Here is a 24,655-nt window from a genome sequence, read left to right on the forward strand (position 1 = left end):
GGAGCGCGATGGAAAATAAACGTCTCGATAGTGCCGCGCTGGCGGCGGGGATCAGCCCCAGTTACATCAATGCTCATGGCAAACCGCAGTCTATTGGCGCTGAAACCAAGAGACGTTTGCTGGCGGCGATGCACGGCACGACAACAGGACCACAGGCGATCGTGCCGAATGTGAAGGTTTATACCGCGGGTAAAAAAATGGCGTTGCCGGTAGAGGGGCGCGGTGAGTTTGCCTGGCTGCTGACTACGGAAGAGGGCGTGCATTACAAAGGGCGCGTGACGGGCGGTAAAAAACTTAACCTTCCGGCTACATTGCCGGAGGGCTACCACACCCTGACGTTGACCCAGGATGAACAGCGTACGCACTGCCGGATTATCGTCGCCCCGCCGCGATGCTATGAGCCGCAGGCGCTGCTGGAGGGGAAAAAACTGTGGGGGGCCTGCGTCCAGCTTTATACTCTGCGTTCAGAAAAAAACTGGGGTATTGGCGATTTCGGCGATTTGAAGTCGATGCTGGTCGACGTGGCGACACGCGGCGGCGCGTTTATCGGCCTGAACCCGATCCACGCGCTTTATCCGGCGAATCCGGAGAGCGCCAGTCCCTACAGCCCCTCGTCTCGTCGCTGGCTGAACGTGATATATATCGACGTCAACGCCGTCGAAGATTTCCGCCTGAGCGAAGAGGCGCAGGCATGGTGGCAAATGCTCGCCACACAGCAAAAGCTGCGACAGGCGCGCGATGCGCAATGGGTGGATTACGCTACCGTTACCGCGCTGAAAATCACGGCGCTGCGGATGGCGTGGACGCGGTTTGCCGCTCGCGACGATGCGCAAATGGCGGAGTTTCGTCACTTTATCGCCCGCGAAGGCGAGAGCCTTTACTGGCAGGCGGCATTCGACGCGCTGCATGCGTATCAGGTAAAAGAGGATGAGCAGCGCTGGGGCTGGCCAGCCTGGCCGGAGGCGTACCAGTCGGTAGAGTCTTCCGCTGTAAAACAATTCTGTGAAGCGCACCGCGAAGAGGTGGAGTTTTACCTCTGGCTTCAGTGGCTGGCCTGGCGCCAATTCGCCGCCTGCTGGGATACCTGCCAGAGTTTTAAACTACCGATTGGTCTGTACCGCGATCTGGCGGTTGGCGTAGCGGAAGGCGGCGCGGAAACCTGGTGCGACCGGGAGCTGTACTGCCTGAAAGCATCTGTCGGCGCGCCGCCGGATATCCTCGGCCCGCTCGGTCAGAACTGGGGGCTGCCGCCAATGGACCCGCATATCATTGTCGCCCGGGCCTATGAGCCCTTTATCGACCTGCTGCGCGCCAATATGCAAAACTGTGGCGCGTTGCGCATTGACCATGTCATGTCGTTGCTGCGTCTGTGGTGGATACCGTATGGCGAAACCGCGGATCGCGGGGCATATGTTCAGTATCCGGTTGACGATCTGTTGGCTATTCTGGCGCTGGAGAGCCAACGTCACCGCTGTATGGTGATAGGCGAAGATCTGGGGACGGTGCCAGTTGAGATTGTCGGCAAGCTGCGCGATAGCGGGGTCTATTCTTATAAAGTGCTGTGGTTTGAAAATGACCTTGAGAAAAACTTCCGCGCGCCAGGCGCGTATCCGCAACAATCGATGGCTGTCGCCTCGACGCACGATCTCCCCACGCTGCGCGGCTATTGGGAATGCGGTGACCTGACGTTGGGTAAAGCTCTGGGGCTTTATCCGGATGAAGTGATTCTGCGCGGGCTGTATGAGGATCGCGAGCGGGCGAAACAGGGGCTATTGGACGCGCTGCATAAATATGGCTGTCTGCCAAAACGCGCCGGGCATAAGGCATCGTTAATGTCGATGACGCCAACGCTAAATCGCGGGCTTCAGCGCTACATCGCCGACAGTAACAGCGGTCTGTTGGGGCTTCAGCCGGAGGACTGGCTGGATATGGCCGATCCGGTTAACGTACCGGGCACCAGCGATCAGTATAAAAACTGGCGGCGGAAATTGTCTGCATCTCTTGAGGCCATGTTTGCCGATGAGGGCGTAAACAAGTTGATTAAGGATTTGGATAAGCGCCGAAAAGCGGCCGCGAAGAAGAAGTAATAAAGCCGGGGATTTCCCCGGCTTTATGATGGTGAGAGCACGTAGGTCTGATAAGCGCAGCGCCATCAGGCAATCCTGGCGCACATTGCTGCCTTATCCGGCCTACAAGCCGCCTCGCTTAAACCACCATACCCAGCAGCAGACAGCCGATCAGGCCGCAGACGGAGATGATCGTTTCCAGCATCGACCAGGATTTAATGGTCTCGCCGATAGTCAAATTGAAATACTCTTTGAATAGCCAGAAGCCCGGGTCGTTGACGTGAGAGAAAATCACGCTCCCGGAACCGACTGCGATAACCATCAGTTCAGGGCTAACGCCGGTAGTGGCGATCAGCGGCGCCGCAATGCCGCCTGCGGTAATCGCCGCGACAGTCGCAGAGCCCAGCGCGATACGCAGCACCGCCGCGATAGACCACGCCATCAACAGCGGAGAGACATTGGTTTCATGCATCATTGAAGCGATGTATTTATCCACGCCGCTATCGACCAGCACCTGCTTGAACGCGCCGCCGCCGCCGATGATCAGCAGCATCATGGCGATAATTTTGATGGAAGAAACCAGCGTATCGTTAATCTGATCCATTGAACGCCCGCGGTTCAGGCCAAAGGTGAACATCGCAATCAGTACGGCAATTAACGTAGCCATTACCGGGTCGCCCAGGAACTCGGCAACGGGCAGGAAAGCGTGGCCTTTTGGCAGAATCATCTCGGCAATCGCACGCATCGCCATCAGAATAACCGGAACCAGCGACGTCCAGACGCTGACGCCAAAGCCCGGCATCTCTTCTTCCGTAAAAGTTTTCGCGCTGTACAGGCCTTCCGGGATCGGCTTATCGATACCTTTCAGGAAACGGGCGTAAACCGGGCCGGCAAGGATCACGGTCGGGATTGCCAGAATCGTACCAAACAGCAGCGTCTTACCCATATCGGCATGGAAAATCGTGGCGATTGCGGTTGGGCCCGGGTGCGGCGGCAGGAAGCCGTGTGTGACGGAGAGCGCCGCGGCCATCGGCACGCCGACGTACAGTAACGGGATATTCGCCGCTGCGGCAATGGTGAATACCAGCGGCAGCATCAGAACGAAGCCCACTTCATAGAACAGAGCGAAGCCGACGGTAAAGCCGGTTAACACGACGGCCCACTGAATATGCTTTTTACCAAATTTCGCGATCAGGGTAGTGGCGATACGTTGAGCGCCGCCGCAGTCGGCAAGCATTTTGCCCAGCATGGCGCCGAACCCCATAATCAGGGCCAGACTGCCAAGCGTACCACCGACACCGGCTTTGATGGAGCCGATGACTTTATCCAGAGGCATTCCCTGCATCAACCCGACAGCGAGCGCTACCAGGACAAGGGCGATAAATCCGTTCATTTTGAAGCGGATCATCAGAAGAAGTAACAAGATAACACCGATAGCAACGATGACTAATGGCATGATTTACCTGGCCTTTACTTTGTTATGGGTAACGTCATTGTTTCGACGACAAATTCCTGTTGTTCCCGACGGGAACAGAGTCGCAATAGCACCAATACTGATTACCGTTGAAACGAATGAGCGTAGTCAGATGTTATATGGATGTTAGGTGCCCATAAGAATGATACGGGTAACATATAGGTGTTGAAAATGACCCTGGCAGGCAAAATTTAAATTATGAGACACAGGTCATGTTATCGGCGGAAGAAGAAGGGCCATCGTTCTGAGATGTGGCTGATAGCGCCGGATGGCGGCGTAGACGCCTTATTCGGCCTACGGTGGGGCAGACAAGGCCCGACAGGCGCAAGCGCCATCGGGCATGGATGCGGGGAAAATCTTAGTAGTAGGAGTGCTCGCCGCGCTGGTGTTCGGTCAGATCGCGAACCCCTTTCAGTTCCGGGAATTCATTCAGCAACTGTTTCTCGATCCCTTCTTTCAGCGTGACGTCAACCATCGAGCAACCGTTACAACCGCCGCCAAACTGCAGAATTGCATAGCCTTCATCGGTAATTTCCATCAGCGAGACGCGACCGCCGTGGCCCGCCAACTGCGGGTTAATCTGCGATTGCAGAGCATATTCCACGCGCTCCATCAGCGGCGCGTCATCGGCCACTTTGCGCATCTTCGCGTTTGGCGCTTTCAATGTGAGTTGAGAACCTAGCTGGTCGGTCACGAAATCAATTTCCGCGTCTTCCAGATAGGGCGCGCTCAGCTCGTCGACATAAGCGGTCAACAGGTCAAATTTCAGTGCAGTATCGGTGGCTTCTACGGCGTCGGGCGGACAATAAGAAACGCCGCACTCTGCGTTAGGAGTGCCGGGATTAATGACAAATACGCGGATTTGCGTCCCTTCTTCCTGATTTGCCAGCAGTTTGGCAAAGTGCGCTTGTGCAGCATCGGAAATACGGATCATAGTAATGGCCTAATAGTTGACTATTTTAGTTGGTTATAATACGCCCATCATCGAGGCTCTACAAGGTTCGACACAGGCACCATACCTGGACAGTCGCTGCGCCGTTGCGCAAAAGCAGTTGCGCGATTTCCGCGACGGTACTTCCGGTAGTGACGACATCATCCACAATAACCATATGGAGACCCTGTACCGGCAATTCAAGGCGAAACGCGTTTTTCAAATTGCGTTTACGTAACCTGGCGCTGAGATGATGTTGTGTTGCGGTCGCCCGTACCCGCGTGATGGTCTGGCTGTCCCACGCGCAGCCAAGCCAGCGCGCTAACGGTTGACATAACAGATCGCTTTGGTTAAATCCCCGCCGCCAGTGTCGGCGCGACCAGAGCGGAACGCTGACGATTCTGTCGGGAAGCGGCAAGCCAGTGCTGCGGCGCGCCATAAGTACTTCCTGCAACAGTAGACGCGCCAGAGCGGCGGCAATTTCGCTGCGGCGGGTAAATTTAAGCTGATGCACCAGTAAACTCAAGGGCGGCGTATAGTCACTGACGCTCACCAGACGCTGCCAGGGCGGCGGTTTTTGCAGGCAGCGACCGCAGGGGAGCGAAGGATGCGCGGCAGGTAATCCGCATTGCGGACACAGGCTGACGCGCTGACGAACGGCGCGCGCGCATACGGAACAAATCCCCCAGTGGCTTAACGCCAGCGGCATTCGGCATAGCCAGCATAATCCCGGTACTGTTAGCATAGGTGCATCCTTGTTAGACAAAAGAGAACAGTAACTGATGAATGACGTCTGGTGGCAGACCTACGGCGAGGGAAATTGTCATCTTGTGCTGCTGCACGGATGGGGATTGAACGCGGAGGTATGGCATTGCATTCGCGAGGAACTCGGCTCGCATTTTACGCTGCATCTGGTCGACTTGCCGGGCTATGGTCGCAGCTCGGGGTTTGGCGCCATGACGCTTGAAGAGATGACGGCGCAGGTAGCGAAAAACGCGCCGGACCAGGCTATCTGGCTTGGCTGGAGCCTGGGCGGCCTGGTGGCGAGTCAGATGGCGCTCACACACCCTGAACGCGTTCAGGCGCTGGTGACAGTCGCCTCTTCGCCATGCTTTAGCGCGCGTGAGGGGTGGCCGGGAATAAAACCGGAAATCCTCGGCGGATTCCAGCAGCAGCTTAGCGACGATTTTCAGCGCACGGTGGAGCGTTTTCTGGCGCTGCAAACGTTAGGGACGGAGACGGCGCGTCAGGATGCCCGCACCTTAAAAAGCGTAGTGCTGGCGCAGCCTATGCCGGATGTAGACGTGCTCAATGGCGGACTGGAAATCTTAAAAACGGTCGATCTACGAGAAGCGCTTAAAAATGTGAACATGCCGTTTTTGCGTTTGTATGGTTATCTGGACGGTCTGGTGCCGCGTAAAATTGTGCCTTTGCTCGATACGTTATGGCCGCACAGTACATCACAGATAATGGCGAAAGCGGCCCATGCGCCGTTTATCTCGCATCCGGCGGCGTTTTGTCAGGCGCTGATGACGCTAAAATCATCGCTGTAACCAGGGCGTTGCCGGGCCCGGACCATTCTGCAAGGTTAATGGCTTTCAGACGCCAGATCGGCAGGCGCCAGCCCGGTAACCCTAAGCACGGTATCGCGATCGAAACCATCGTTTAGCATGGAGCGGGCAATGCGCAATGCGGCGAGCCGTTGGCCTTCCTGTTTGCCTTGCTGTAGCCCTTTCTGTAACCCGTTACGATGTCCTTCCTGACGTAATCTGTCTGCGATAGTCATGATCTTCTCCTTATGCTGTGGGATACGCATAGCCACCTGGCGGATAAACGTATTGAAGCGCGCGGCGTCGCCAGTGTGCATCATGTAATTAAACAAACTTTGAAGCTGGGTGTCATTAGCGTATCCCTTAACCAGCAGGGCGACCAGCTGTTCGACAAGCCCCATCAGATCACGCTGGCGGATGTGTTTTTGTATGAGTTCCAGCAGCGCGACCCGTCGGTGTCGCATAATCTCGTCGTCCGGCACGACCGTAATATCGACCAGAGGAAAGGCGGTGGCGTATAGCTTACGCGCCATCACCGGGTCGGCAAATTCATCCAGCCAGCATAATGAGAACGGATAGGGGCTGCGGTTTCCGTGATAAAACAGCATTGGCACCACTAACGGCAACGTCTTATGCCCGGCCTCCAGATGCCGTTGCATTGCAGCCATTGCGTAACGCATCAGCCGAAATGCCATATGCGCGTCCGGCGTACTCTGATGTTCAATAACCACGTAAATGTAACCTTCACCTTCACTTGTTTCCAGCGACCAAAGAATATCGGAATAATGGGGGCGTAAATCCTCTTCAATAAAGCTACCGGACTCCAGCCGTAACGTATTTAGATTACAGATTTGACGTAATGTCGTCGGGAGATGAATTTCCAAAAAATCCCGTGCAGTATCGGGGTGGCATAGAAACTGTTTGAATACCGCGTCATGCGGCGTGGATGTTGTTGAGGTCGCCATATCGATCCGTCATCGGTGAAGTTCAATGGCGTGACGCTACGCGCAGACCGGGCTGATTGCAGTAGAGGATTAGTGCGCTTGCGAGGCGCATGGGGAGATAAATGCGCACGGCGGTAACGCTTTCATCTTTGTGGAAGGCATGACGCAAAATTGCCCGGCAGCGTGACGCGTACCGGGCAACATAACGCGGGATAAAGGCCGGATAAGACGCGTTACGTCGCTACCCTGCGAAGGCTAACGCAAGGCCCACCATTCGCGCAGGCAGGCTTTACCTTCCGGACAACTTTTACAGCTGCCTGAAAGGCAGCCGTCCGGTTCTTCCGGGATACGTACCGCTTTACCCATGATCTCCAGTTGATTCAGCATGGCGTCGATCATGGGCTGCGGAGCGTGCAGCGTATGGCTGATTTGCGTTGCCTCCATACGCCCCCGCAGCGCCAGTAGATCGCGAACCTGTATCAATGAAGCCATTTTTTACATCCCTTAGTGACAATTGCCCGCAGTGCCCGAACAACAGGAACTGACGTTTTTGCGGGTTGCCAGCAGTTCAATGTCTACACGGCTGCGGGCGCGGCGTAACAGGCTTAACACCACAACGTTAAAGACGATCACTGCCAGAATACAGATCAGGCTGTATGTCGGGTGTTGACTGAAGCTGGTAACCTGGTAGAACAGCGTGGCGAGCGAATAGGCGATATTCAGTCCCCACAGGATGGAGAAGCCCATCCAGCCGCGGCTGGACTCGCGGGCGATAGCGCCCATTACCGAGATACACGGTACGTAAAGCAGGACGAAAATCAGGTAACTGTACGCCGCCGCGGCGCTGCCGAATTTTTGATCCATCACGCCCATCGCGCCGGTCGCCATTTCGCCGTCGCCTTTACTCGCTTCGATCGGGTTAGCCAGTACGCTCAGGCTAAAGGTGTCTTTCAGGCTTTGCCAGGTATCGTCAACCGCGCCCAGCAGTTCATCGCCGAGGTGGAAGTCGGCAGGATTAAACGCTTCGTCCTGAATATTTTCGGCGGTGTAGAGCGTGTTCAGCGTACCGACGACAACCTCTTTCGCCATGGCGCCCGTAAACAGACCCACGGTCGCTTGCCAGTTATCCTCATGGACGCCGATCGGTTTAAAGACTGGCGTGATGACCCGGCTTACAGAGGCGAGGGCGGAGTCATTAATGTTATCGACGATTTTGCCGCTCAGCGAGAAACTGTTAAACGCGCTCAGGAAAATACTCACGATGATAATGACTTTACCGGCGCGTAGTACAAAACCTTTCAGGCGTTGCCAGGTCTGGATGATCAGGCTCTTGATATGCGGGACGTGGTAAACCGGCAGCTCCATCACAAACGGAGAGGCTTCGCCGCGCATAATGGTATGCTTCAGCATCAGGCCGGTTAATACCGCCATGACAATACCCAGCACGTACAGCGAGAAGACCGCCAGCGCGCCGTTTTGCCCGAAGAAGGCGGCGGCAAAGACGGCGAAAATCGCCAGGCGCGCGCCACAGGACATAAACGGCGCCATCATGATGGTCATCAGGCGTTCGCGCGGAGCGTCAAGCGTGCGGGCGCCCATCACGGAAGGTACGTTACAGCCGAAGCCGACAATCAGCGGCACGAAGGATTTACCCGGTAGTCCCAGCGCCTGCATCAGGCGATCCATGACGAAGGCCGCGCGCGCCATATAACCGGAGTCTTCAAGGAAGGAGAGGAACAGGTACATCATCCCGATTTGCGGCACCAGCGGCAGGACGGTATTGATCCCGCCGCCAAGACCTTGCGCCAGGAAGATGGTTAACCAATCCGGGAAGTGCAACGTGTAGCCAATCCATTGAATACCATGAATAAAGATGGCGACTGAACCGGCATCAAACAGGGGTTGCAACGCGCCGCCGATGTTAATGGCGAGCAGGAACATCAGGTACATCACGAACAAAAAAATCGGTAAGCCGAGGAAGCGGTTCAGGATAATTTTATCGACCGCCCTGGTGAAGCGGCTGGGTTCGGCTGTCAGGGTATTGCTGACCACGTCGCAAATAGCGGCGATACACTGGTAACGGGCGTCGGCGATATGCAGCGCCGGGTCGTCCATTTCGTCCTTCAGACGGGCCAGGGAGGTGTCCAGGTTTTGCGCCGCCTCGCCTGCGTAAGCCCGGCTGTAGATATCGCCCTCCAGCATTTGCAGACCCAGCCAGCGGCGCTGTTGTAAAGGCATCTCCTGGGCCATCGCGTCGGCCAGGAAACCCGCTTCGCGCAGCAGCGGCTGGGCATAATGCACCAGTTCGACGTTGTCGTTAGCGTTGTGACGGTCAATGGCCAGTTTCAGCGCCTCGATACCGCGGCCGCGAGTCGATACCAGCGGTACGACAGGGCAACCCAGACGCGTGGACAGAGCGTCGACATCAATACGAACCTGCTGTTTTTCGGCGATATCCAGCATGTTGAGCGCGACAATACAGGGGATACCCAGCTCCAGCAGTTGCAGCGTCAAATAGAGGTTGCGCTCCAGATTGGAGGCGTCCACAACGTTTATCAACAGGTCGGCGTCGCCGCTCAGGATGTAGTGGCAGGCGATCTGTTCGTCGAGAGAGGTTTGTGACGAGATGGTCGTCAGAGAATAGGTGCCGGGTAAATCTACCAGCGTGACCTGGTGGTCAGTTGTCGCGAACTGGCCCTCTTTACGCTCGACGGTGACGCCCGCCCAGTTCCCCACGCGCTGACGCGCGCCGGTGAGTTGGTTAAATAAGGTGGTCTTGCCGGAATTAGGATTACCAATTAAACCAATGGTTAATTTTTTCATTTTTATAGACTCACTGTATTAACAGGAAACCGCTTCCACTTCTATTAACGCCAAATCCTTTTTACGCAAAACCAGACTCACGCGTCGTGTTTCGATATGGATCGGATCGCCTAAGGGCGCGACGCGGACAACATTAAATGAAGAGCCGGGCAACATGCCGAGCGAAAGCAGTTTTTGACGATACGCCGGGCTGATTTCACGCGCAAAGCCGGTGATTTTCCACGCAGTGTCAGGAGTGAATTGCATACGACCTACTTGTTTCTTACTAACTGGATGTATACCTCATGCGGCGCTCAGGGGGGCGGCAGGAGACCCGATGTTTAGCCAACGAAGGAAAGAGTAAATAATCAACAACACAATGATAATGAGAATGGTTTCTATCTTCAACGATTAAAATGTGACGGAATGTACAAATAAGCGATAATTTGCGCCGATGTTGATATGGCTCAACATTTATTTGTCTTTTTGCAAATACCCCTGATGTGCAAATATTCACCGTTTTTAATGTTTAATTAAGGTTTCATCTGTTAATAAAGTGATAATTAATAGTGCGGATAGCAGAAGGAAATTAATTAACAGATTCTAATGGGTAAGATTTAATTGTTAATTAAAAAAGAAAGGGTTGGACGTATTGCAAAATCGCAGGCCGGATAAGAAGTAACCCGGCCTGCGTATTACCCGATTAGCGTTTTTTTCCCATTGCGGCTGCCAGCGCGTCCATCATGGCGCTGTTACCGGCTGGCTGGGCGTCACGACCGCGCGGTTTCGCCGCTTTTGATGCCGGGCGGTTGCCCTGAGCGCGATCGGCGCCGCCGCCGCGGCGAGCGGCGGTTTCGCCGGGCTGTTCGTCCAGACGCATCGTCAGCGCAATACGCTTACGTTGCAGATCCACTTCCAGCACTTTCACCTTCACGATGTCGCCCGCTTTCACCACGGTGTGCGGATCGTCGACGAACTTATTCGAGAGCGAGGAGATATGCACCAGGCCATCCTGATGAACGCCGATATCGACAAACGCGCCGAAGTTAGTGACGTTAGTGACCGCCCCTTCCAGAATCATCCCCGGCAGCAGGTCGTTCATGGTTTCGACGCCATCGGCGAATTGCGCGGTTTTAAATTCAGGACGCGGGTCGCGGCCCGGTTTTTCCAGCTCTTTGATGATATCGCTCACGGTCGGCACGCCGAATTTATCGTCGGTAAAATCAGCGGCCTTGAGGTGACGCAATTCGTTGCTGTTGCCCATCAGATCTTTTAGCGCTTGCTGCGTCGCCGCCAGAATGCGTTCGACAACCGGATAGGCTTCCGGGTGGACGGTGGAGGCATCCAGCGGGTTATCGCCGTGGTTAATACGCAGGAAGCCCGCGCACTGTTCAAACGCTTTCGGCCCCAGACGGCTCACCTTCAACAGTTGCTGGCGATTCTGGAACTGACCGTTCTCATCACGCCAGGCGACGATGTTTTGCGCCATCATGCGCGTTAGGCCCGCGACACGGGTCAGCAGCGGCACGGAGGCGGTATTCAAATCGACGCCGACGGCGTTTACGCAGTCTTCGACCACCGCATCCAGTTTACGGGCCAACTGGGTCTGGCTGACATCGTGTTGATATTGGCCGACGCCGATCGATTTCGGATCGATTTTCACCAGTTCCGCCAGCGGATCCTGTAGACGACGCGCGATAGAGACCGCGCCGCGCAGGGAGACGTCGAGATCCGGAAACTCCTGCGCCGCCAGCTCAGAAGCGGAATACACGGACGCCCCCGCTTCGCTGACGATCACTTTTTGCGCCGTCACGTTCGGGAACTGTTTCTGTACGTCGAGATAGAAGCGTTCGGTTTCACGCGAGGCCGTACCGTTGCCAATCGCGACCAGTTCGACATGGTATTTTTCGCACAGCGCGGCGATCACGGTAGCCGCTTTGGCCGCCTGACCGGTATGCGGATAAATGGTATCCGTCGCCACCAGCTTGCCGGTGCCGTCAACGACAGCGACTTTTACGCCGGTACGCAGGCCAGGATCAAGGCCCATCGTGGCGCGCAGGCCTGCGGGGGCTGCCATCAGCAGGTCGTGCAGGTTACGGGCAAACACGTTAATCGCTTCATCTTCCGCACGTTCGCGCACGGTGCCCATCAGTTCGGTTTCGAGGTGCATTAAGACTTTGATACGCCACGTCCAGCTCACTACGCCTTTGCGCCAGCTATCCGCCGGGGCGTTATTTAGCCGCAGGCCGAGATGGTCCATGATGATCTGCTCGCAGTAGCTCTCTTTCGGCGGCTCATCAAACTGTGGGTCGGCATTGAGCGAAAGTTGCAGAATGCCTTCGTTACGACCACGGAACATGGCCAGCGCACGGTGAGACGGGACGTTAGCAATGGGCTCATGATGGTCGAAATAGTCGCGGAATTTTGCCCCTTCTTCCTCTTTGCCGCTCACGACTGTGGCGACCAGATGGGCGTTCTTCCACAGGTAATCACGCACTTTCGCCAGCAATGCGGCGTCTTCGGCAAAGCGCTCCATCAGAATGTAGCGTGCGCCGTCGAGCGCGGCTTTCGTGTCCGCCACGCCTTTGTCGCCATCAATGTACTTTGCCGCTTCCACGTCAGGATCGTGGGACGGCTCGTTCCAGAGCAGATCGGCCAGCGGCTCAAGGCCGGCTTCAATGGCGATTTGTCCACGGGTGCGGCGTTTAGGTTTATAGGGCAGGTAGAGGTCTTCGAGCTCGGTCTTACTTAACGTAGCGTTGATGGCGCCAGCCAGCTCATCGGTCAGTTTGCCTTGTTCGGAAATGGACTTGAGGATGGCCTGACGCCTGTCTTCCAGCTCACGCAGATAGCCCAGACGCGTTTCCAGGTTACGCAACTGCGTGTCATCCAGACCGCCGGTGATTTCTTTACGATAACGTGCGATAAACGGCACGGTGTTCCCTTCGTCAAGCAGGCGAACGGCAGCTTCAACCTGCCCGGCATTTGCCTGGATTTCACCCGCAATAATGCGGCAGAAAGAATCATTCATCATGGGTTAGCTTCGTCTTCAGGATAAAAATCAGGGGATAGTTATACGGATTGGCTGGCAAAAATGCCAGCCATCAGCGGGGGCTTAGGATTCTTCTTGTCTTATTTGACGTATTCGATCGCATTGACGTACCAGTTTGCTTCGCCGACAGGGGTGTTGACCACCGCCAGATCGCCCACTTCTTTTTTCAGTAGCGCCCGCGCCATCGGCGAGTCGATAGAGATGTAATCCTTACGTCCGAAAATTTCATCGTAGCCGACAATGCGGAACTTCAGCGTATCGCCGTCATCATTTTCAATTTCCACCCAGGCGCCGAAGAAGACTTTGCCCTCCTGCTGCGGGGAATAATCCACGATTTTGAGATTTTCCATGCATTTGGTCAGATATCTGACGCGTCTGTCGATCTCACGCAGGCGCTTTTTATTATACTGATAGTCGGCATTCTCGCTGCGGTCGCCCAGACTCGCAGCCCAGGTCACTTTTTTGGTGACCTCCGGGCGCTCTTCACGCCAGAGATAATTGAGCTCTTGTTTGAGTGTTTCGTACCCTTCGCGGGTGATCAGGGGCGTTTTCATCTCGTTGATTTACCTTTGCTGTCGATATTGCGCACACGGGGTATAACGTGATCGTCCCGACAGAATAAATAATGGGGTTGCCGATTAATTGTATATTTAAGCTGCTGTTAAATATGCTTTGTAACAATTTAGCCTGAAATTCATACCAGAATTTGCTGGTGACTCACGTGAGCTTTTTTAAGAATACACACTTACATTTGTTGCGAACCTTTGGGAGTACAGACAATGCAAGAGAATTATAAGATTCTGGTGGTTGATGACGATATGCGTCTGCGGGCGCTACTGGAACGTTATCTGACCGAGCAGGGCTTCCAGGTTCGAAGCGTCGCTAACGCCGAGCAGATGGATCGTCTGCTGACCCGTGAATCTTTCCATCTCATGGTACTGGATTTAATGCTGCCAGGTGAAGATGGTCTGTCGATTTGTCGTCGCCTGCGTAGTCAAAGTAATCCAATGCCGATCATTATGGTCACGGCGAAGGGTGAAGAAGTTGACCGTATCGTCGGGCTGGAAATCGGCGCCGATGACTACATTCCTAAACCGTTTAACCCGCGCGAGCTGTTGGCGCGTATCCGCGCCGTGCTACGTCGTCAGGCAAACGAACTGCCCGGCGCGCCGTCGCAGGAAGAGGCCGTTATCGCGTTCGGTAAGTTTAAACTGAACCTCGGTACGCGCGAGATGTTCCGTGAAGATGAACCGATGCCGCTGACCAGCGGGGAGTTTGCGGTACTGAAAGCGTTAGTCAGCCATCCGCGCGAGCCGCTCTCTCGCGATAAGCTGATGAATCTGGCCCGTGGCCGCGAGTATTCCGCGATGGAACGCTCCATCGACGTCCAGATCTCCCGCCTGCGCCGTATGGTGGAAGAAGATCCGGCACATCCGCGTTATATTCAGACCGTATGGGGCCTGGGCTACGTCTTCGTACCGGACGGTTCTAAAGCATGAGGCGAATGCGCTTCTCGCCGCGAAGTTCATTTGCCCGCACGCTGTTGCTCATCGTCACCTTGCTGTTCGTCAGCCTGGTGACGACCTACCTGGTGGTGCTGAACTTCGCGATTTTGCCGAGCCTCCAGCAGTTTAATAAGGTTCTGGCTTACGAAGTCCGTATGCTGATGACCGATAAGCTGCAACTGGAGGACGGCACGCAGTTAGTCGTGCCGCCTGCGTTTCGCCGGGAAATCTATCGCGAGCTGGGGATCTCTCTCTACACCAACGAAGCCGCCGAAGAGGCCGGGCTGCGTTGGGCGCAACACTACGAATTCTTAAGCCACCAGATGGCGCAGCAATTAGGCGGCCCGACGGAAGTGCGCGTTGAGGTCAACAAAAGCTCGCCCGTCGTGTGGCTCAAAACCTGGCTGTCGCCCAATATCTGGGTGCGCGTGCCGCTGACCGAGATTCATCAGGGCGATTTTTCTCCGCTTTTCCGTTACACGCTGGCGATCATGCTCCTGGCGATAGGTGGCGCGTGGCTGTTTATTCGTATACAGAATCGACCGTTAGTGGATCTTGAACATGCCGCCCTGCAGGTAGGGAAGGGAATTATTCCGCCGCCGCTGCGTGAATATGGCGCCTCTGAGGTACGCTCTGTGACTCGGGCGTTTAACCATATGGCAGCCGGCGTGAAACAATTGGCCGATGACCGTACGCTATTGATGGCGGGCGTCAGCCACGACTTGCGCACGCCGCTGACCCGTATTCGTCTGGCGACGGAGATGATGGGCGAGGAAGACGGTTATCTCGCGGAGTCGATCAATAAAGACATCGAAGAGTGTAACGCCATTATCGAACAGTTTATTGACTATCTGCGTACCGGTCAGGAAATGCCAATGGAGATGGCGGATCTCAATTCCGTGCTGGGCGAGGTGATTGCGGCGGAAAGCGGCTATGAGCGTGAGATTAACACTGCGCTTCAGGCAGGCAGTATCCAGGTGAAAATGCACCCGCTCTCGATTAAGCGCGCGGTGGCGAATATGGTGGTCAATGCTGCCCGCTATGGCAACGGCTGGATTAAGGTCAGCAGCGGCACCGAGTCGCATCGCGCCTGGTTCCAGGTAGAAGATGACGGGCCGGGCATTAAGCCGGAGCAGCGTAAACATCTGTTCCAGCCTTTTGTACGCGGCGACAGCGCCCGTAGCACCAGCGGCACAGGGCTGGGGCTGGCGATTGTGCAGCGCATTATCGATAACCATAACGGGATGCTGGAGATTGGCACCAGCGAGCGTGGCGGATTGTCGATTCGCGCCTGGCTACCGGTTCCTGTGGCTCGCGTCCAGGGGACGACAAAAGAGGCATAAGAAAGGGAGGTATTACCCTCCCTTTCTTCTTAACGCTGGATGACGCTGTTCAAAGCCGCCATCCGGCCTGTTCCTTACAGCTTCGGTCCGGCGCTAACTAGCGCTTCGCCTGCCGGGGTATCCGTATACTTCTCGAAGTTCTCAATGAACAGTTTCGCCAGCGCGGTGGCTTTTTCCTGCCATTGTTCCGGCGACGCGTAGGTGTTACGCGGGTCGAGAATGTGGGTATCCACGCCTGGCAGTTCAGTCGGGATCGCCAGATCGAACAGCGGCAGACGGAAGGTTTCCGCGTTATCAAGAGAACCGTTCAGAATGGCGTCGATAATCGCGCGCGTATCTTTGATGGAGATACGTTTGCCGGTGCCATTCCAGCCGGTGTTAACCAGATAAGCCTGCGCGCCTGCTGCCTGCATACGTTTCACCAGCACCTCAGCATACTGCGTCGGGTGCAGCGTCAGGAACGCGGCGCCGAAGCAGGCGGAGAAGGTGGGAGTCGGTTCGGTGACGCCGCGTTCGGTGCCGGCCAGTTTAGCGGTGAAACCCGACAGGAAGTGGTACTGCGTCTGGTTAGCGGTTAAACGGGAAACCGGCGGCAGCACGCCGAAGGCGTCCGCCGTCAGGAAGATAACCTTGGTGGCGTGACCTGCTTTGGACACGGGCTTAACGATGTTATCGATATGATAGATCGGGTAAGAGACGCGGGTGTTTTCGGTTTTGGAACCATCATCGAAATCAACGGTGCCGTCTTCGCGCACGGTGACGTTTTCCAGCAGCGCATCACGGCGAATCGCATGATAAATTTCTGGCTCCGCTTCTTTCGACAGTTTGATGGTTTTGGCGTAGCAGCCGCCTTCAAAGTTGAACACGCCGTCGTCATCCCAACCGTGCTCATCATCGCCAATCAGACGACGTTTCGGGTCGGTGGACAGAGTGGTTTTTCCGGTACCGGAAAGGCCGAAGAAGACCGCGACATCGCCTTTTTCACCCACGTTGGCGGAACAGTGCATTGAGGCGATACCTTTGAGCGGCAGCAGATAGTTCATTACCGAGAACATCCCTTTTTTCATTTCGCCGCCGTACCAGGTGCCGCCAATAAGCTGAATACGTTCAGTCAGGTTGAACGCCACGAAGTTTTCCGAGTTCAGCCCTTGCTCTTTCCACTGCGGGTTGGTGCACTTCGCGCCGTTCATGACAATAAAGTCAGGTTTGAAGCCTACCAGCTCTTCGTCCGTTGGGCGAATGAACATATTTTTAACGAAGTGGGCCTGCCAGGCGACTTCCGTAATAAAGCGCACGGAAAGACGCGTATCGGCATTTGCGCCGCAGAACGCATCAACAATGAATAAGCGTTTACCGGAAAGCTGATGCGTCACCAGACCTTTCAGGTGTTGCCAGGTTTCCTGGGAAAGCGGCTTATTATCGTTTTTACCTTTACCCTTATCGGACCACCACAGCGTATCACGCGTGGTGTCGTCGCGAACAATATACTTATCCTTAGGCGAACGACCGGTAAAAATACCGGTATCAACGGCAACAGCGCCCAGGTTAGTTAACACGCCACGCTCATAGCCTTCCAGACCAGGATTAAGTTCTTCCTGATAAAGGGTGTCGTAGCTGGGATTGTAAACGATATCCTGGACGTCGTTGATACCATAAGCCTTGAGATCTTGCGGGGTTAAATTGTTAACGCGCATATCACTGCTCCTTAGCCAATATATATTACCGAAAATAGTAAGGTTTTTTGAGGTTGGTTAACCGCGACAAGGCTCATAGATTTACGTATCTGGACAAAATCACGATTGACGAAAAACACTGTGACTCCTGTCACGCAGCGGCGGTTATTATGGCAGGAAACCTACTTTTGTTGTGGAAAATGTTCTGAAAACGTTAAAAGGAAGTGTTTTTGACCGACATAATGTGACTGTAATCGCATTCATGTAAGAAAGTTACGTAACACCAACATTAACAATATCGATTCACCTCTCTGCGTTTTTTTCTGAATTATGCATGACGATGCCTGGCGGTGAACAGATGATGCAATAATGCGGCTTTCTCATCATTCTGGATAACGACATGGAAAGTGTAGCGCTTTCACGTACTACTCGCTGGGGTATGTTGCTCACCGGTTTGCTGCAGGGCGTCTTGTGCTACCTGCTGATGGCCTGGCTGGTACCACAAAATAGCGACTGGCTGTTCTATGGTATGCCTGCGACGATAGCGTTGTCGTCAATGCTATTGCTTACCGTGGTCTCTTTTAAACAGCGCGCGCTGTGGGGCTGGCTGGGGCTGATCTTTGTGGTCGTGCTGGCAATGAGCGGCTGGCTGAAATGGCAGGTTGAGGCGGTGGAGAAATGGCGCCTGGCCGAGCTCCTCTGGCTGTATGGTCTCCGGCTTGTGTTAATGGCGATGCTGGTATTACCCTGGATGCAATATCAGTTACATTCGCAAACCGGTTCGGCGCGTTATCCCCAGTTTTATATGCGGTTATGGCATAACGTACTGACATTGTTTATCGTCCTGGTCGCTAACGGACTGTTCTGGCTGGTACTTCTGCTCTGGAGCGCGCTATTCAGGCTGGTGGGCATCCGCTTTTTCAGCACCCTTTTCTTTGAAACTGAAGCCTTTATTTATGTGACCATCGGCTTGATTACGGCGCTGGCGGTCATTCTCGCCCGCACGCAGTCGCGCCTTGTGGCGGCGGTGCAAAAGCTGTTGACGCTGATCGCGACAGGTTTACTGCCGGTGGTGTCGCTGCTGGCATTGCTGTTTATTGTGACGTTACCCTTTACCGGACTGGAGGCGATTTCTGCGCGTGTTTCCGCTGCGGGGCTGCTATCCACGCTGACGCTGATGCTGCTGCTCCTCGTGGCGATTGTCAACGAACCGCAAAAGCGCGTATTACCCTATCCGCGCGTACTACGCGGCATGATTAGCGCCTCGCTGTGCGTTGCCCCGATATATATGCTGCTGGCGGGCTGGGCGTTATGGGTACGCATTCAGCAATACGGCTGGACGCCGGATCGTCTGTATGGCGCGCTGACGGCGTCTGTCTTGTTGGTATGGTCCTTCGGTTATCTAATCGGTCTGTTACGCCGCGGACGCGACCCTGGTGAGTGGCAAGGCAAGGTGATACTGAGCGTCTCTTTGTTGACGCTGGTGATATTGCTGTTGCTGGCCTCGCCTGTACTTGATGTCTGGCGTATTAGCGTCAACAGCCATATGGCGCGTTACCATAGCGGTAAAATTACTGCGGATCAGATCAGCCTGTATATGCTGGATCACAGCGGCAAACCTGGCCAGGAAGCGCTGAAATCGTTGCGGGATGACGAGGCGTTTACGCAGAACAGAAAGCGCAATCGTGAACTGATGACGTTTTTGCAGAGAAATAAGGTCTCTCCGACGGCGGACGATTTAGCGCGGGTGGTGATGATTGCGCCCGGTAGCCAGAAGCCGGATGCCGCATTTTGGGCGTTTGTCAAAGAGCAGAGTTATTCGGACGATTCCTGCCTTGAACCGGATGCCTGCGTGCTGGTGAGTCAGGATCTTAACGGCGACGGTCAGCCTGAGCAGGTGCTGTATAACTTTATTGTTGCCGAGAGCCAGGTCTACGGCTTAAAAGAGGGGAAATGGACGCAGAAAGCGTTCGCCCGATTGCCGGACGGGTTTTCTAAGACGCAACTGTTGCACGCGATTGCCGGGCATCGGTTAGACTCAGCCCCCAAAGCCTGGCGCGATATCATTGTTGATGGTCAGCGGTTGGATGTGGATTACTACAACGAGTAAGCTTTTTGCCGGATGGCGGCATAAATGCCTTATCCGGCCTACGGAGCGGGATGCTGTAGGCCAGATAAGCGCAGCGCCATCAGGCAATGATGTTGTCGACTGAAAGGCGATTAATGAACCTGTGGATCGGCAGGAGAGGCGTTGTTACGGATCTCCGCGATATCCATCGCATTGAACAGGTAATGATTGCCGCAGTAATCGCAGTGCATATCGATTTCACCTTCTTCCGCCAGAATGCTGTCCACTTCTTCATCCGGCAATGTTTTCAGCGCGCCCGCGCAACGTTCGCGTGAACAGGTGCATTTGAATTCAACATCTTGCGGATCGTAGAGCGTGACTTCTTCTTCGTGATACAAACGCCACAGCACGTCATTTGCCGGTAACGTCAGCAGCTCTTCGCTTTTAATGGTTTCCGTCAACATGGCCAGATGGTCGAAATCCTCCGCCTGCGCGTTCTGTGCCGGCATCACCTGGAGCAACATTCCACCTGCCGCCGGCTTACCGTCGACATCGCCGGTACGAATAAACAGGCGCGTCGGCAACTGCTCGGAGCGCAGGAAGTAATCTTCCAGGCACGCCGCCAGAGTATCGCCTTCCAGACCCACCACGCCCTGATAGCGTTCACCCTCTTCCGGCGTAATGGTGATCACCAGATAGCCGTTGCCAACCAGCGTTTTGAGATCCGCATTGTCAGGGATGTCGCCCTGAACGCGAGCCACGCCGCGCATCTGCTGCTGGTTATTGCCATTGATCACCGCCAGGCTTAACGGCCCGTCGCCCTGGAGCTGTACCGTAATGTCACCGGCAAACTTCAGCGTCGCGGTCAGCAGGCTAGTGGCGACCAGCAGTTCGGCCAGTACGGTTTTCACCGGCTGCGGGTAGGTATGATTGTCGAGGATCTGTTGCAAGGTTTCCGAAACGGTCACCAGCTCGCCGCGAACGGCAAAGTTTTCAAACAGATAACGATGTAATTGGTCATGTTGCGGCATAATCATCTCTCTTGCGGGTGACAGTTATTCGCTGTCGCCGTGTTTAAATCGTAACAGGTCGCGGCGCTCTTTCTTGTCCGGTCGCCTGTCCGGATGCGGCATGGTCAGGGCGTTAAGCTTGCGCGCCTGCGCCATTTTTTCGCGTTTTTCCACGCTTTCCGCCGTCTCTTCATACAGCGCGGCGGCTTCGCTGGCCGGACGGCGCTGTTCGGTGATGGCTTTAACGATCACCGTCCGTTCGTCATTTCCCTGACGCAGGGTAAGGGTTGCGTTCAGCTCGACGATTTTGCTCGGCTTACTGCGCTGGCCGTTGTAATGCACCTTACCGCCTTCAATCATCTCGCGGGCCAGCGCGCGGGTTTTATAAAAACGCGCGGCCCACAGCCATTTATCCAGTCTGACCTCAACGGAGGACTTTTCTTTCATGGCGTCTCCTTCACATCAGCGAGGGGATCAGACGGCGGTAGTCGTTCAGGGACGGATGGCGCGTATAGTGCTTTTCCGCCAGACCGGAATCAGGATTCGTCACGCCAAGACAGTAGCGAATACCAAACCGGGCGGCGGCGTCGAGAATCGGTTCGCTGTCATCGATAAACAGCGTTTTCTCTGCGCTTATTCCCGTTTCCTCAGTGACAGCGCGCCATAACCGCTGATCCTCTTTGGGATAACCAAATGTGTGGGTGGAAAGTAATAAATCAAGGTGTGAGGCCAGACCGGTATGCTCCAGCTTCACCGCCAGGTTATGTGGATGCGCATTGGTGAGCAGAATCCGACGTTTTCCGCTGGCTTTTAACGCATTCAGAAACGGTACGGTATCGTCGCGCAAAACGGCGCGCGGCCCTTGCGCCGTCGTCATGGCGCAAATATCCAGACCCAGACGCTCGCTCCAGTAATCCAGACAGTACCAGTTTAGCGTATGCTGTACGGCATGATACTGCTGACGAATATATTCCTGCGCGTCCTGCGGCGAAATACCCTGCTGCGCGCCGTAGGTTTCCGGTACCAGCTTTTGCCAGAAATAGTTATCGAACGCGAGATCGAGCAGCGTGCCGTCCATATCCAGCAAAACGGTATCCACGTTTTGCCAGTCAATATCAATATGCATGGGGAACTCCAGGGTAACGCAATTTGCGCGACAGGGTAGCATACCCTGTCGCACGGCGGCGCTATCAGATGAGATTTTCCGGAGAGACGGTTAACCTGGGATTGAGGCAGTTTTCATAGTATTCCTGGATGTCCGCCATACGGGTACGGTGGCGTTGATAACGTCTGAACGCCTGAATACCGTTGTAGACCGCGCTCACTATCATTGCCAGCATCAGCAGCGTGGTGCCGAGGTAACGCCACCAGCCGGATTTATCGGGGATACGATGCAGGCTGATATGCTGCGTGCCGTTGGCATCGGTATACACGCTGGTGACAATGCCCTCGGCGCTAAATGGCGTCTGCATGAGCGTTTGCGCCAGACGCTGGAAGGCGCTCCACTGTTCCTGCGCGGGATAGTCATACAGCGGCGTTGACGGCCAGGCCTGATCAACCAGTTCGCTGCCTTCATCGCTGGCGATCAGGAATCCGCCGGGAGCGGGGCTATTCAGCGACTGGGCAGCACGCGCGGTCTCGCGAGAAATAAACGGCGCCGTTGAGGTCGTGACCAGATTTTCCAGCGACTCTGCGCTTACGGGGCGTAGCAGCACGTTGACGCCGTCCAGTTTGCCGGCGTTCGCGCGTTTCACCAGCGCGTTCCAGTCCTTACTGTTACCGAGATTAACCAGCGCATTTTTCAGACGCACGCACTCGTCTTCCGCCGCGCACAAATCAGCGGTTTTCAGAACAATATCGCCAAAGTCATCTAATAATACCATGCCCGATTTTTGGATCGCGGAGCGTAAAGATGCGCTGACGCGCGAGTCGTCTTCGGGTTTTGGATGGAGCTGACGATTTACCGCCTGGCTTAGCGCCATCGCTTTATTCACCAGGTCTGATTCCGGTAGCGGTAACGCAGGCGCGTCATTCCAGATGATTTGCGAGCAATCGAATGGCATAAACGGTGAGTTAGACTGTCCGCTCCAGGTCGCGCCGGAATGAATATTACACATTCCTTTACCGCTCAGGTGCAGCGTATCGCCCACCCGCACGCCAGCTTTTTCAAGCTGTTTTACCGTTGTCGCTTCAATAGTTTGCGCGCCTTTCATCCACGATAGCGTGAACTTGATTGGCATATCCAGCGGGATCCAGAACAGCAGCATAAACAACACCAGCAGCGAACCGATAGCAATAACAGTGCTGCGTAACCAGTGCTGCAACGGAAAGTTTTTCACTTCATCATGCAGGGATAAAAACCGGCCCTGGCGGGCGACATGGCGATCAAGGTAAATATCAATATCCGTTTGTTGCCCAAGATCCTGCGTAATGTAGGGTTGCCAGTGGGCAGGGTAAATAAGGTCGATGATGCCCAGCGAAATATTGTTAATCTGCTCCTGATTATTCTCCCCAAACAGTCCCCAGCGGCGGGGCGTTCCCCGCAGACAGTGAATTTCCCGCAGCGCGCTTTTCGACGGCGGCGCAAAAAGCCCCCAAAGTCCGGCTGCCAGCAGCAGGATCGCGCCGCCTATCATCCACGGTACAAAAACGTCTGGCGTTATCAGACAGAAAAAGAATAACAAAAAGGAGGCGACGATTAACAACGCTTCGCGCAAGCCAGCCGGGCGGCTGAGCGCATATTCTTCGTGGGTCTCCTGACGGATATTCAACAGCTCAATCTGCTCGCTCTCTTCGCCGCGAATCGACGCCTGCGTAGAGGCCGTATTCTGTAGCGCGTAGCCGCGCGACTCCTGCATATACTCTTGCAGCGTATGGCCGTTTAAAGAGATCACCAGCGGCAGCGTATCCGTGAGGATCAGCTCAACGTTGTTTTCATCATTGATGTACTGTTCCCAGAAAGGCGGCAGATGGACTTCGACGGAGTCGAGGTAGTAGCGCCATTTATTAGGATCGTCAGTGGTAATGCCGTAGCGGGTGATGGAGTGGGTCAGTATCACGACACTGTTGCTTTCCGCGTTCAGCGTCAGCGAGATGGGCGCAGCACTGGCGCCTGTCGGCCCCGGAACTTGCTGGATCTGGCTAAGGTTATCGAGATAGTTTTCTACCGCGCTGCGCTCTTCGGGCAACAGTTTACGCGTTTGCGCGTCCTGAAAGGCGCTGATCCACGGTAAGCTCCCTCGTCTGGACTTTACCCGGAACCGCCATATTGCCAGTAGAGAGCAGGCCAGCAAAGCAGCTATAAAAATCAGAATGGTGCTCATGCTTTCCCCATCTTACTAAGTCTGTCAGGCGTGGTCAGTCGCACCCTGTCCAATAAACATTTTTCTGTGGTTGGCTATCGGCAAGCGTGGAGTTGAACTTGAGCATTGTAAAGCGCATCCCAGTGAAGGCAAATCATAGCAATACCACCAAAAACGGAATATCAGCAAATTCCTGGAGTTATTTCAACCTATTGACTTTTAATTTGAAATAAGAATTAATTTTTATTACGTTACATAAATGTAAATAAACGGCAATTCGCATTGCCGAAACCGTGCGGTATGTCGCACAATGACCACAGATTACACTGCAAAGATTCTCACAATGAGCAAATCATTACAAAAACCCACCATTCTGAAAGTGGAAACCGTCGCACAATCCCGACTGTTTAACGTAGAAAGCGTGGATCTGGAGTTCAGCAACGGCGTGCGTCGCGTGTATGAACGTATGCGACCATCAACCCGTGAGGCGGTAATGATTGTGCCGATCGTTGATGAGCATCTGATTCTTATTCGTGAGTATGCGGTGGGAACCGAATCCTATGAGCTGGGCTTCTCGAAAGGATTGATCGACCCGGGCGAGACCGTTTTTGAAGCGGCGAACCGGGAGCTCAAAGAAGAGGTCGGGTTTGGCGCGCATAACCTGACCTTCTTAAAAAAACTCAGCATGGCGCCCTCTTATTTTTCCAGCAAAATGAATATCGTGGTGGCGGAAGATCTCTATCCGGAGTCGCTGGAAGGCGACGAGCCTGAGCCATTGCCGCAGGTACGCTGGCCGCTGGCGCATTTAATGGATCTGCTGGAAGACCCCGATTTTAACGAGGCCCGCAACGTCAGCGCGCTGTTTCTGGTACGCGAGTGGTTGAAAGCGCAGGGCCGAATTGCCTGATGGCGCGGCGTTGATCAAGCCAACGGAA

At 54.8% G+C, this 24,655-nt stretch carries 20 protein-coding genes; 6 read left to right on the plus strand and 14 right to left on the minus strand.

Annotated features, from left to right (window positions below; genetic code table 11):
* Window positions 1-8 precede the first annotated feature (8 nt).
* Window positions 9-2,087 carry a 4-alpha-glucanotransferase gene (malQ, locus tag NBA72_RS09500; protein ID WP_042948453.1) on the plus strand — a complete coding sequence of 693 codons (2,079 nt, stop codon included), beginning with the start codon at window positions 9-11 and terminating at the stop codon, window positions 2,085-2,087.
* 118 nt (window positions 2,088-2,205) lie between these two features.
* Here the strand turns inward: malQ and gntT are convergent, their stop codons facing one another.
* The 3 genes from gntT to gntX all read right to left on the minus strand — a co-directional run bounded on the left by gntT (window position 2,206) and on the right by gntX (window position 5,216).
* Window positions 2,206-3,522: a gluconate transporter gene (gene gntT / locus NBA72_RS09505; RefSeq protein WP_001131737.1), complete on the minus strand. Its 1,317-nt coding sequence runs from the start codon at window positions 3,520-3,522 to the stop codon at window positions 2,206-2,208.
* A 376-nt stretch (window positions 3,523-3,898) separates the two neighbouring features.
* The gene (gene nfuA / locus NBA72_RS09510; RefSeq protein ID WP_000619387.1) at window positions 3,899-4,474 is read right to left on the minus strand and encodes a Fe-S biogenesis protein NfuA; all 576 of its coding nucleotides are present in this window, start codon (window positions 4,472-4,474) and stop codon (window positions 3,899-3,901) included.
* A 58-nt stretch (window positions 4,475-4,532) separates the two neighbouring features.
* Complete coding sequence (gene gntX / locus NBA72_RS09515) at window positions 4,533-5,216, minus strand: DNA utilization protein GntX (protein ID WP_042948452.1); 684 nt, start codon at window positions 5,214-5,216, stop codon at window positions 4,533-4,535.
* A 37-nt stretch (window positions 5,217-5,253) separates the two neighbouring features.
* Here gntX and bioH point away from each other — a divergent pair, with 37 nt between their 5' ends.
* Window positions 5,254-6,024, plus strand: a complete 771-nt coding sequence (bioH, locus tag NBA72_RS09520) for a pimeloyl-ACP methyl ester esterase BioH (protein ID WP_023224184.1) — start codon at window positions 5,254-5,256, stop codon at window positions 6,022-6,024.
* A 35-nt stretch (window positions 6,025-6,059) separates the two neighbouring features.
* On the opposite strand, the gene NBA72_RS09525 is transcribed toward bioH, so the two are convergent.
* The 6 genes from NBA72_RS09525 to greB form a co-directional block, all read right to left on the minus strand.
* On the minus strand, window positions 6,060-6,986 hold the full coding sequence (locus tag NBA72_RS09525) for an Rpn family recombination-promoting nuclease/putative transposase (RefSeq protein ID WP_000235954.1): 927 nt from the start codon (window positions 6,984-6,986) through the stop codon (window positions 6,060-6,062).
* Between the two features lie 234 nt (window positions 6,987-7,220).
* On the minus strand, window positions 7,221-7,457 hold the full coding sequence (gene feoC / locus NBA72_RS09530; protein WP_000157589.1) for a [Fe-S]-dependent transcriptional repressor FeoC: 237 nt from the start codon (window positions 7,455-7,457) through the stop codon (window positions 7,221-7,223).
* 12 nt (window positions 7,458-7,469) lie between these two features.
* Window positions 7,470-9,788, minus strand: a complete 2,319-nt coding sequence (gene feoB, locus NBA72_RS09535) for a Fe(2+) transporter permease subunit FeoB (RefSeq protein ID WP_000736983.1) — start codon at window positions 9,786-9,788, stop codon at window positions 7,470-7,472.
* An 18-nt stretch (window positions 9,789-9,806) separates the two neighbouring features.
* Window positions 9,807-10,034, minus strand: coding sequence for a ferrous iron transporter A (gene feoA, locus NBA72_RS09540; protein WP_001160955.1), 228 nt, complete (start codon window positions 10,032-10,034; stop codon window positions 9,807-9,809).
* Window positions 10,035-10,470: 436 nt separating this feature from the next.
* On the minus strand, window positions 10,471-12,801 hold the full coding sequence (locus tag NBA72_RS09545) for a Tex family protein (RefSeq protein ID WP_000980659.1): 2,331 nt from the start codon (window positions 12,799-12,801) through the stop codon (window positions 10,471-10,473).
* 98 nt (window positions 12,802-12,899) lie between these two features.
* On the minus strand, window positions 12,900-13,373 hold the full coding sequence (gene greB, locus NBA72_RS09550; protein WP_000856695.1) for a transcription elongation factor GreB: 474 nt from the start codon (window positions 13,371-13,373) through the stop codon (window positions 12,900-12,902).
* 225 nt (window positions 13,374-13,598) lie between these two features.
* Between greB and ompR the strand changes: the two genes are divergently transcribed.
* Both ompR and envZ read left to right on the plus strand, forming a co-directional pair.
* Window positions 13,599-14,318 carry an osmolarity response regulator transcription factor OmpR gene (gene ompR, locus NBA72_RS09555; RefSeq protein WP_001157751.1) on the plus strand — a complete coding sequence of 240 codons (720 nt, stop codon included), beginning with the start codon at window positions 13,599-13,601 and terminating at the stop codon, window positions 14,316-14,318.
* Complete coding sequence (envZ, locus tag NBA72_RS09560) at window positions 14,315-15,667, plus strand: two-component system sensor histidine kinase EnvZ (protein ID WP_001253818.1); 1,353 nt, start codon at window positions 14,315-14,317, stop codon at window positions 15,665-15,667. The genes ompR and envZ overlap by 4 nt, the downstream gene beginning before the upstream one ends.
* 74 nt (window positions 15,668-15,741) lie before the next feature.
* Here the strand turns inward: envZ and pckA are convergent, their stop codons facing one another.
* Window positions 15,742-17,361 (minus strand): phosphoenolpyruvate carboxykinase (ATP), encoded by a 1,620-nt coding sequence (gene pckA, locus NBA72_RS09565; RefSeq protein ID WP_001265689.1) that lies wholly within the window; start codon window positions 17,359-17,361, stop codon window positions 15,742-15,744.
* 379 nt (window positions 17,362-17,740) lie between these two features.
* On the opposite strand from pckA, the gene NBA72_RS09570 reads away from it, so the two are divergent.
* On the plus strand, window positions 17,741-19,450 hold the full coding sequence (locus NBA72_RS09570; protein WP_042948447.1) for a DUF4153 domain-containing protein: 1,710 nt from the start codon (window positions 17,741-17,743) through the stop codon (window positions 19,448-19,450).
* A gap of 110 nt (window positions 19,451-19,560) precedes the next feature.
* Here NBA72_RS09570 and hslO read toward each other — a convergent pair whose 3' ends face one another.
* The 4 genes from hslO to igaA form a co-directional block, all read right to left on the minus strand.
* Window positions 19,561-20,439 carry an Hsp33 family molecular chaperone HslO gene (hslO, locus tag NBA72_RS09575; RefSeq protein WP_001135571.1) on the minus strand — a complete coding sequence of 293 codons (879 nt, stop codon included), beginning with the start codon at window positions 20,437-20,439 and terminating at the stop codon, window positions 19,561-19,563.
* Window positions 20,440-20,463: 24 nt separating this feature from the next.
* A complete protein-coding gene (gene hslR, locus NBA72_RS09580) occupies window positions 20,464-20,865 on the minus strand; it encodes a ribosome-associated heat shock protein Hsp15 (protein WP_000660719.1) in 402 nt (133 codons plus the stop codon).
* 10 nt (window positions 20,866-20,875) lie between these two features.
* On the minus strand, window positions 20,876-21,544 hold the full coding sequence (gene yrfG, locus NBA72_RS09585; RefSeq protein WP_001520508.1) for a GMP/IMP nucleotidase: 669 nt from the start codon (window positions 21,542-21,544) through the stop codon (window positions 20,876-20,878).
* 64 nt (window positions 21,545-21,608) lie between these two features.
* Window positions 21,609-23,741, minus strand: coding sequence for an intracellular growth attenuator protein IgaA (igaA, locus tag NBA72_RS09590; RefSeq protein ID WP_000104091.1), 2,133 nt, complete (start codon window positions 23,739-23,741; stop codon window positions 21,609-21,611).
* A 322-nt stretch (window positions 23,742-24,063) separates the two neighbouring features.
* On the opposite strand from igaA, the gene nudE reads away from it, so the two are divergent.
* Complete coding sequence (nudE, locus tag NBA72_RS09595; RefSeq protein WP_000045725.1) at window positions 24,064-24,627, plus strand: ADP compounds hydrolase NudE; 564 nt, start codon at window positions 24,064-24,066, stop codon at window positions 24,625-24,627.
* Window positions 24,628-24,655: the final 28 nt, after the last annotated feature.

Source organism: Salmonella sp. NW1250 (assembly GCF_051812965.1).
Taxonomy (GTDB): domain Bacteria; phylum Pseudomonadota; class Gammaproteobacteria; order Enterobacterales; family Enterobacteriaceae; genus Salmonella; species Salmonella enterica.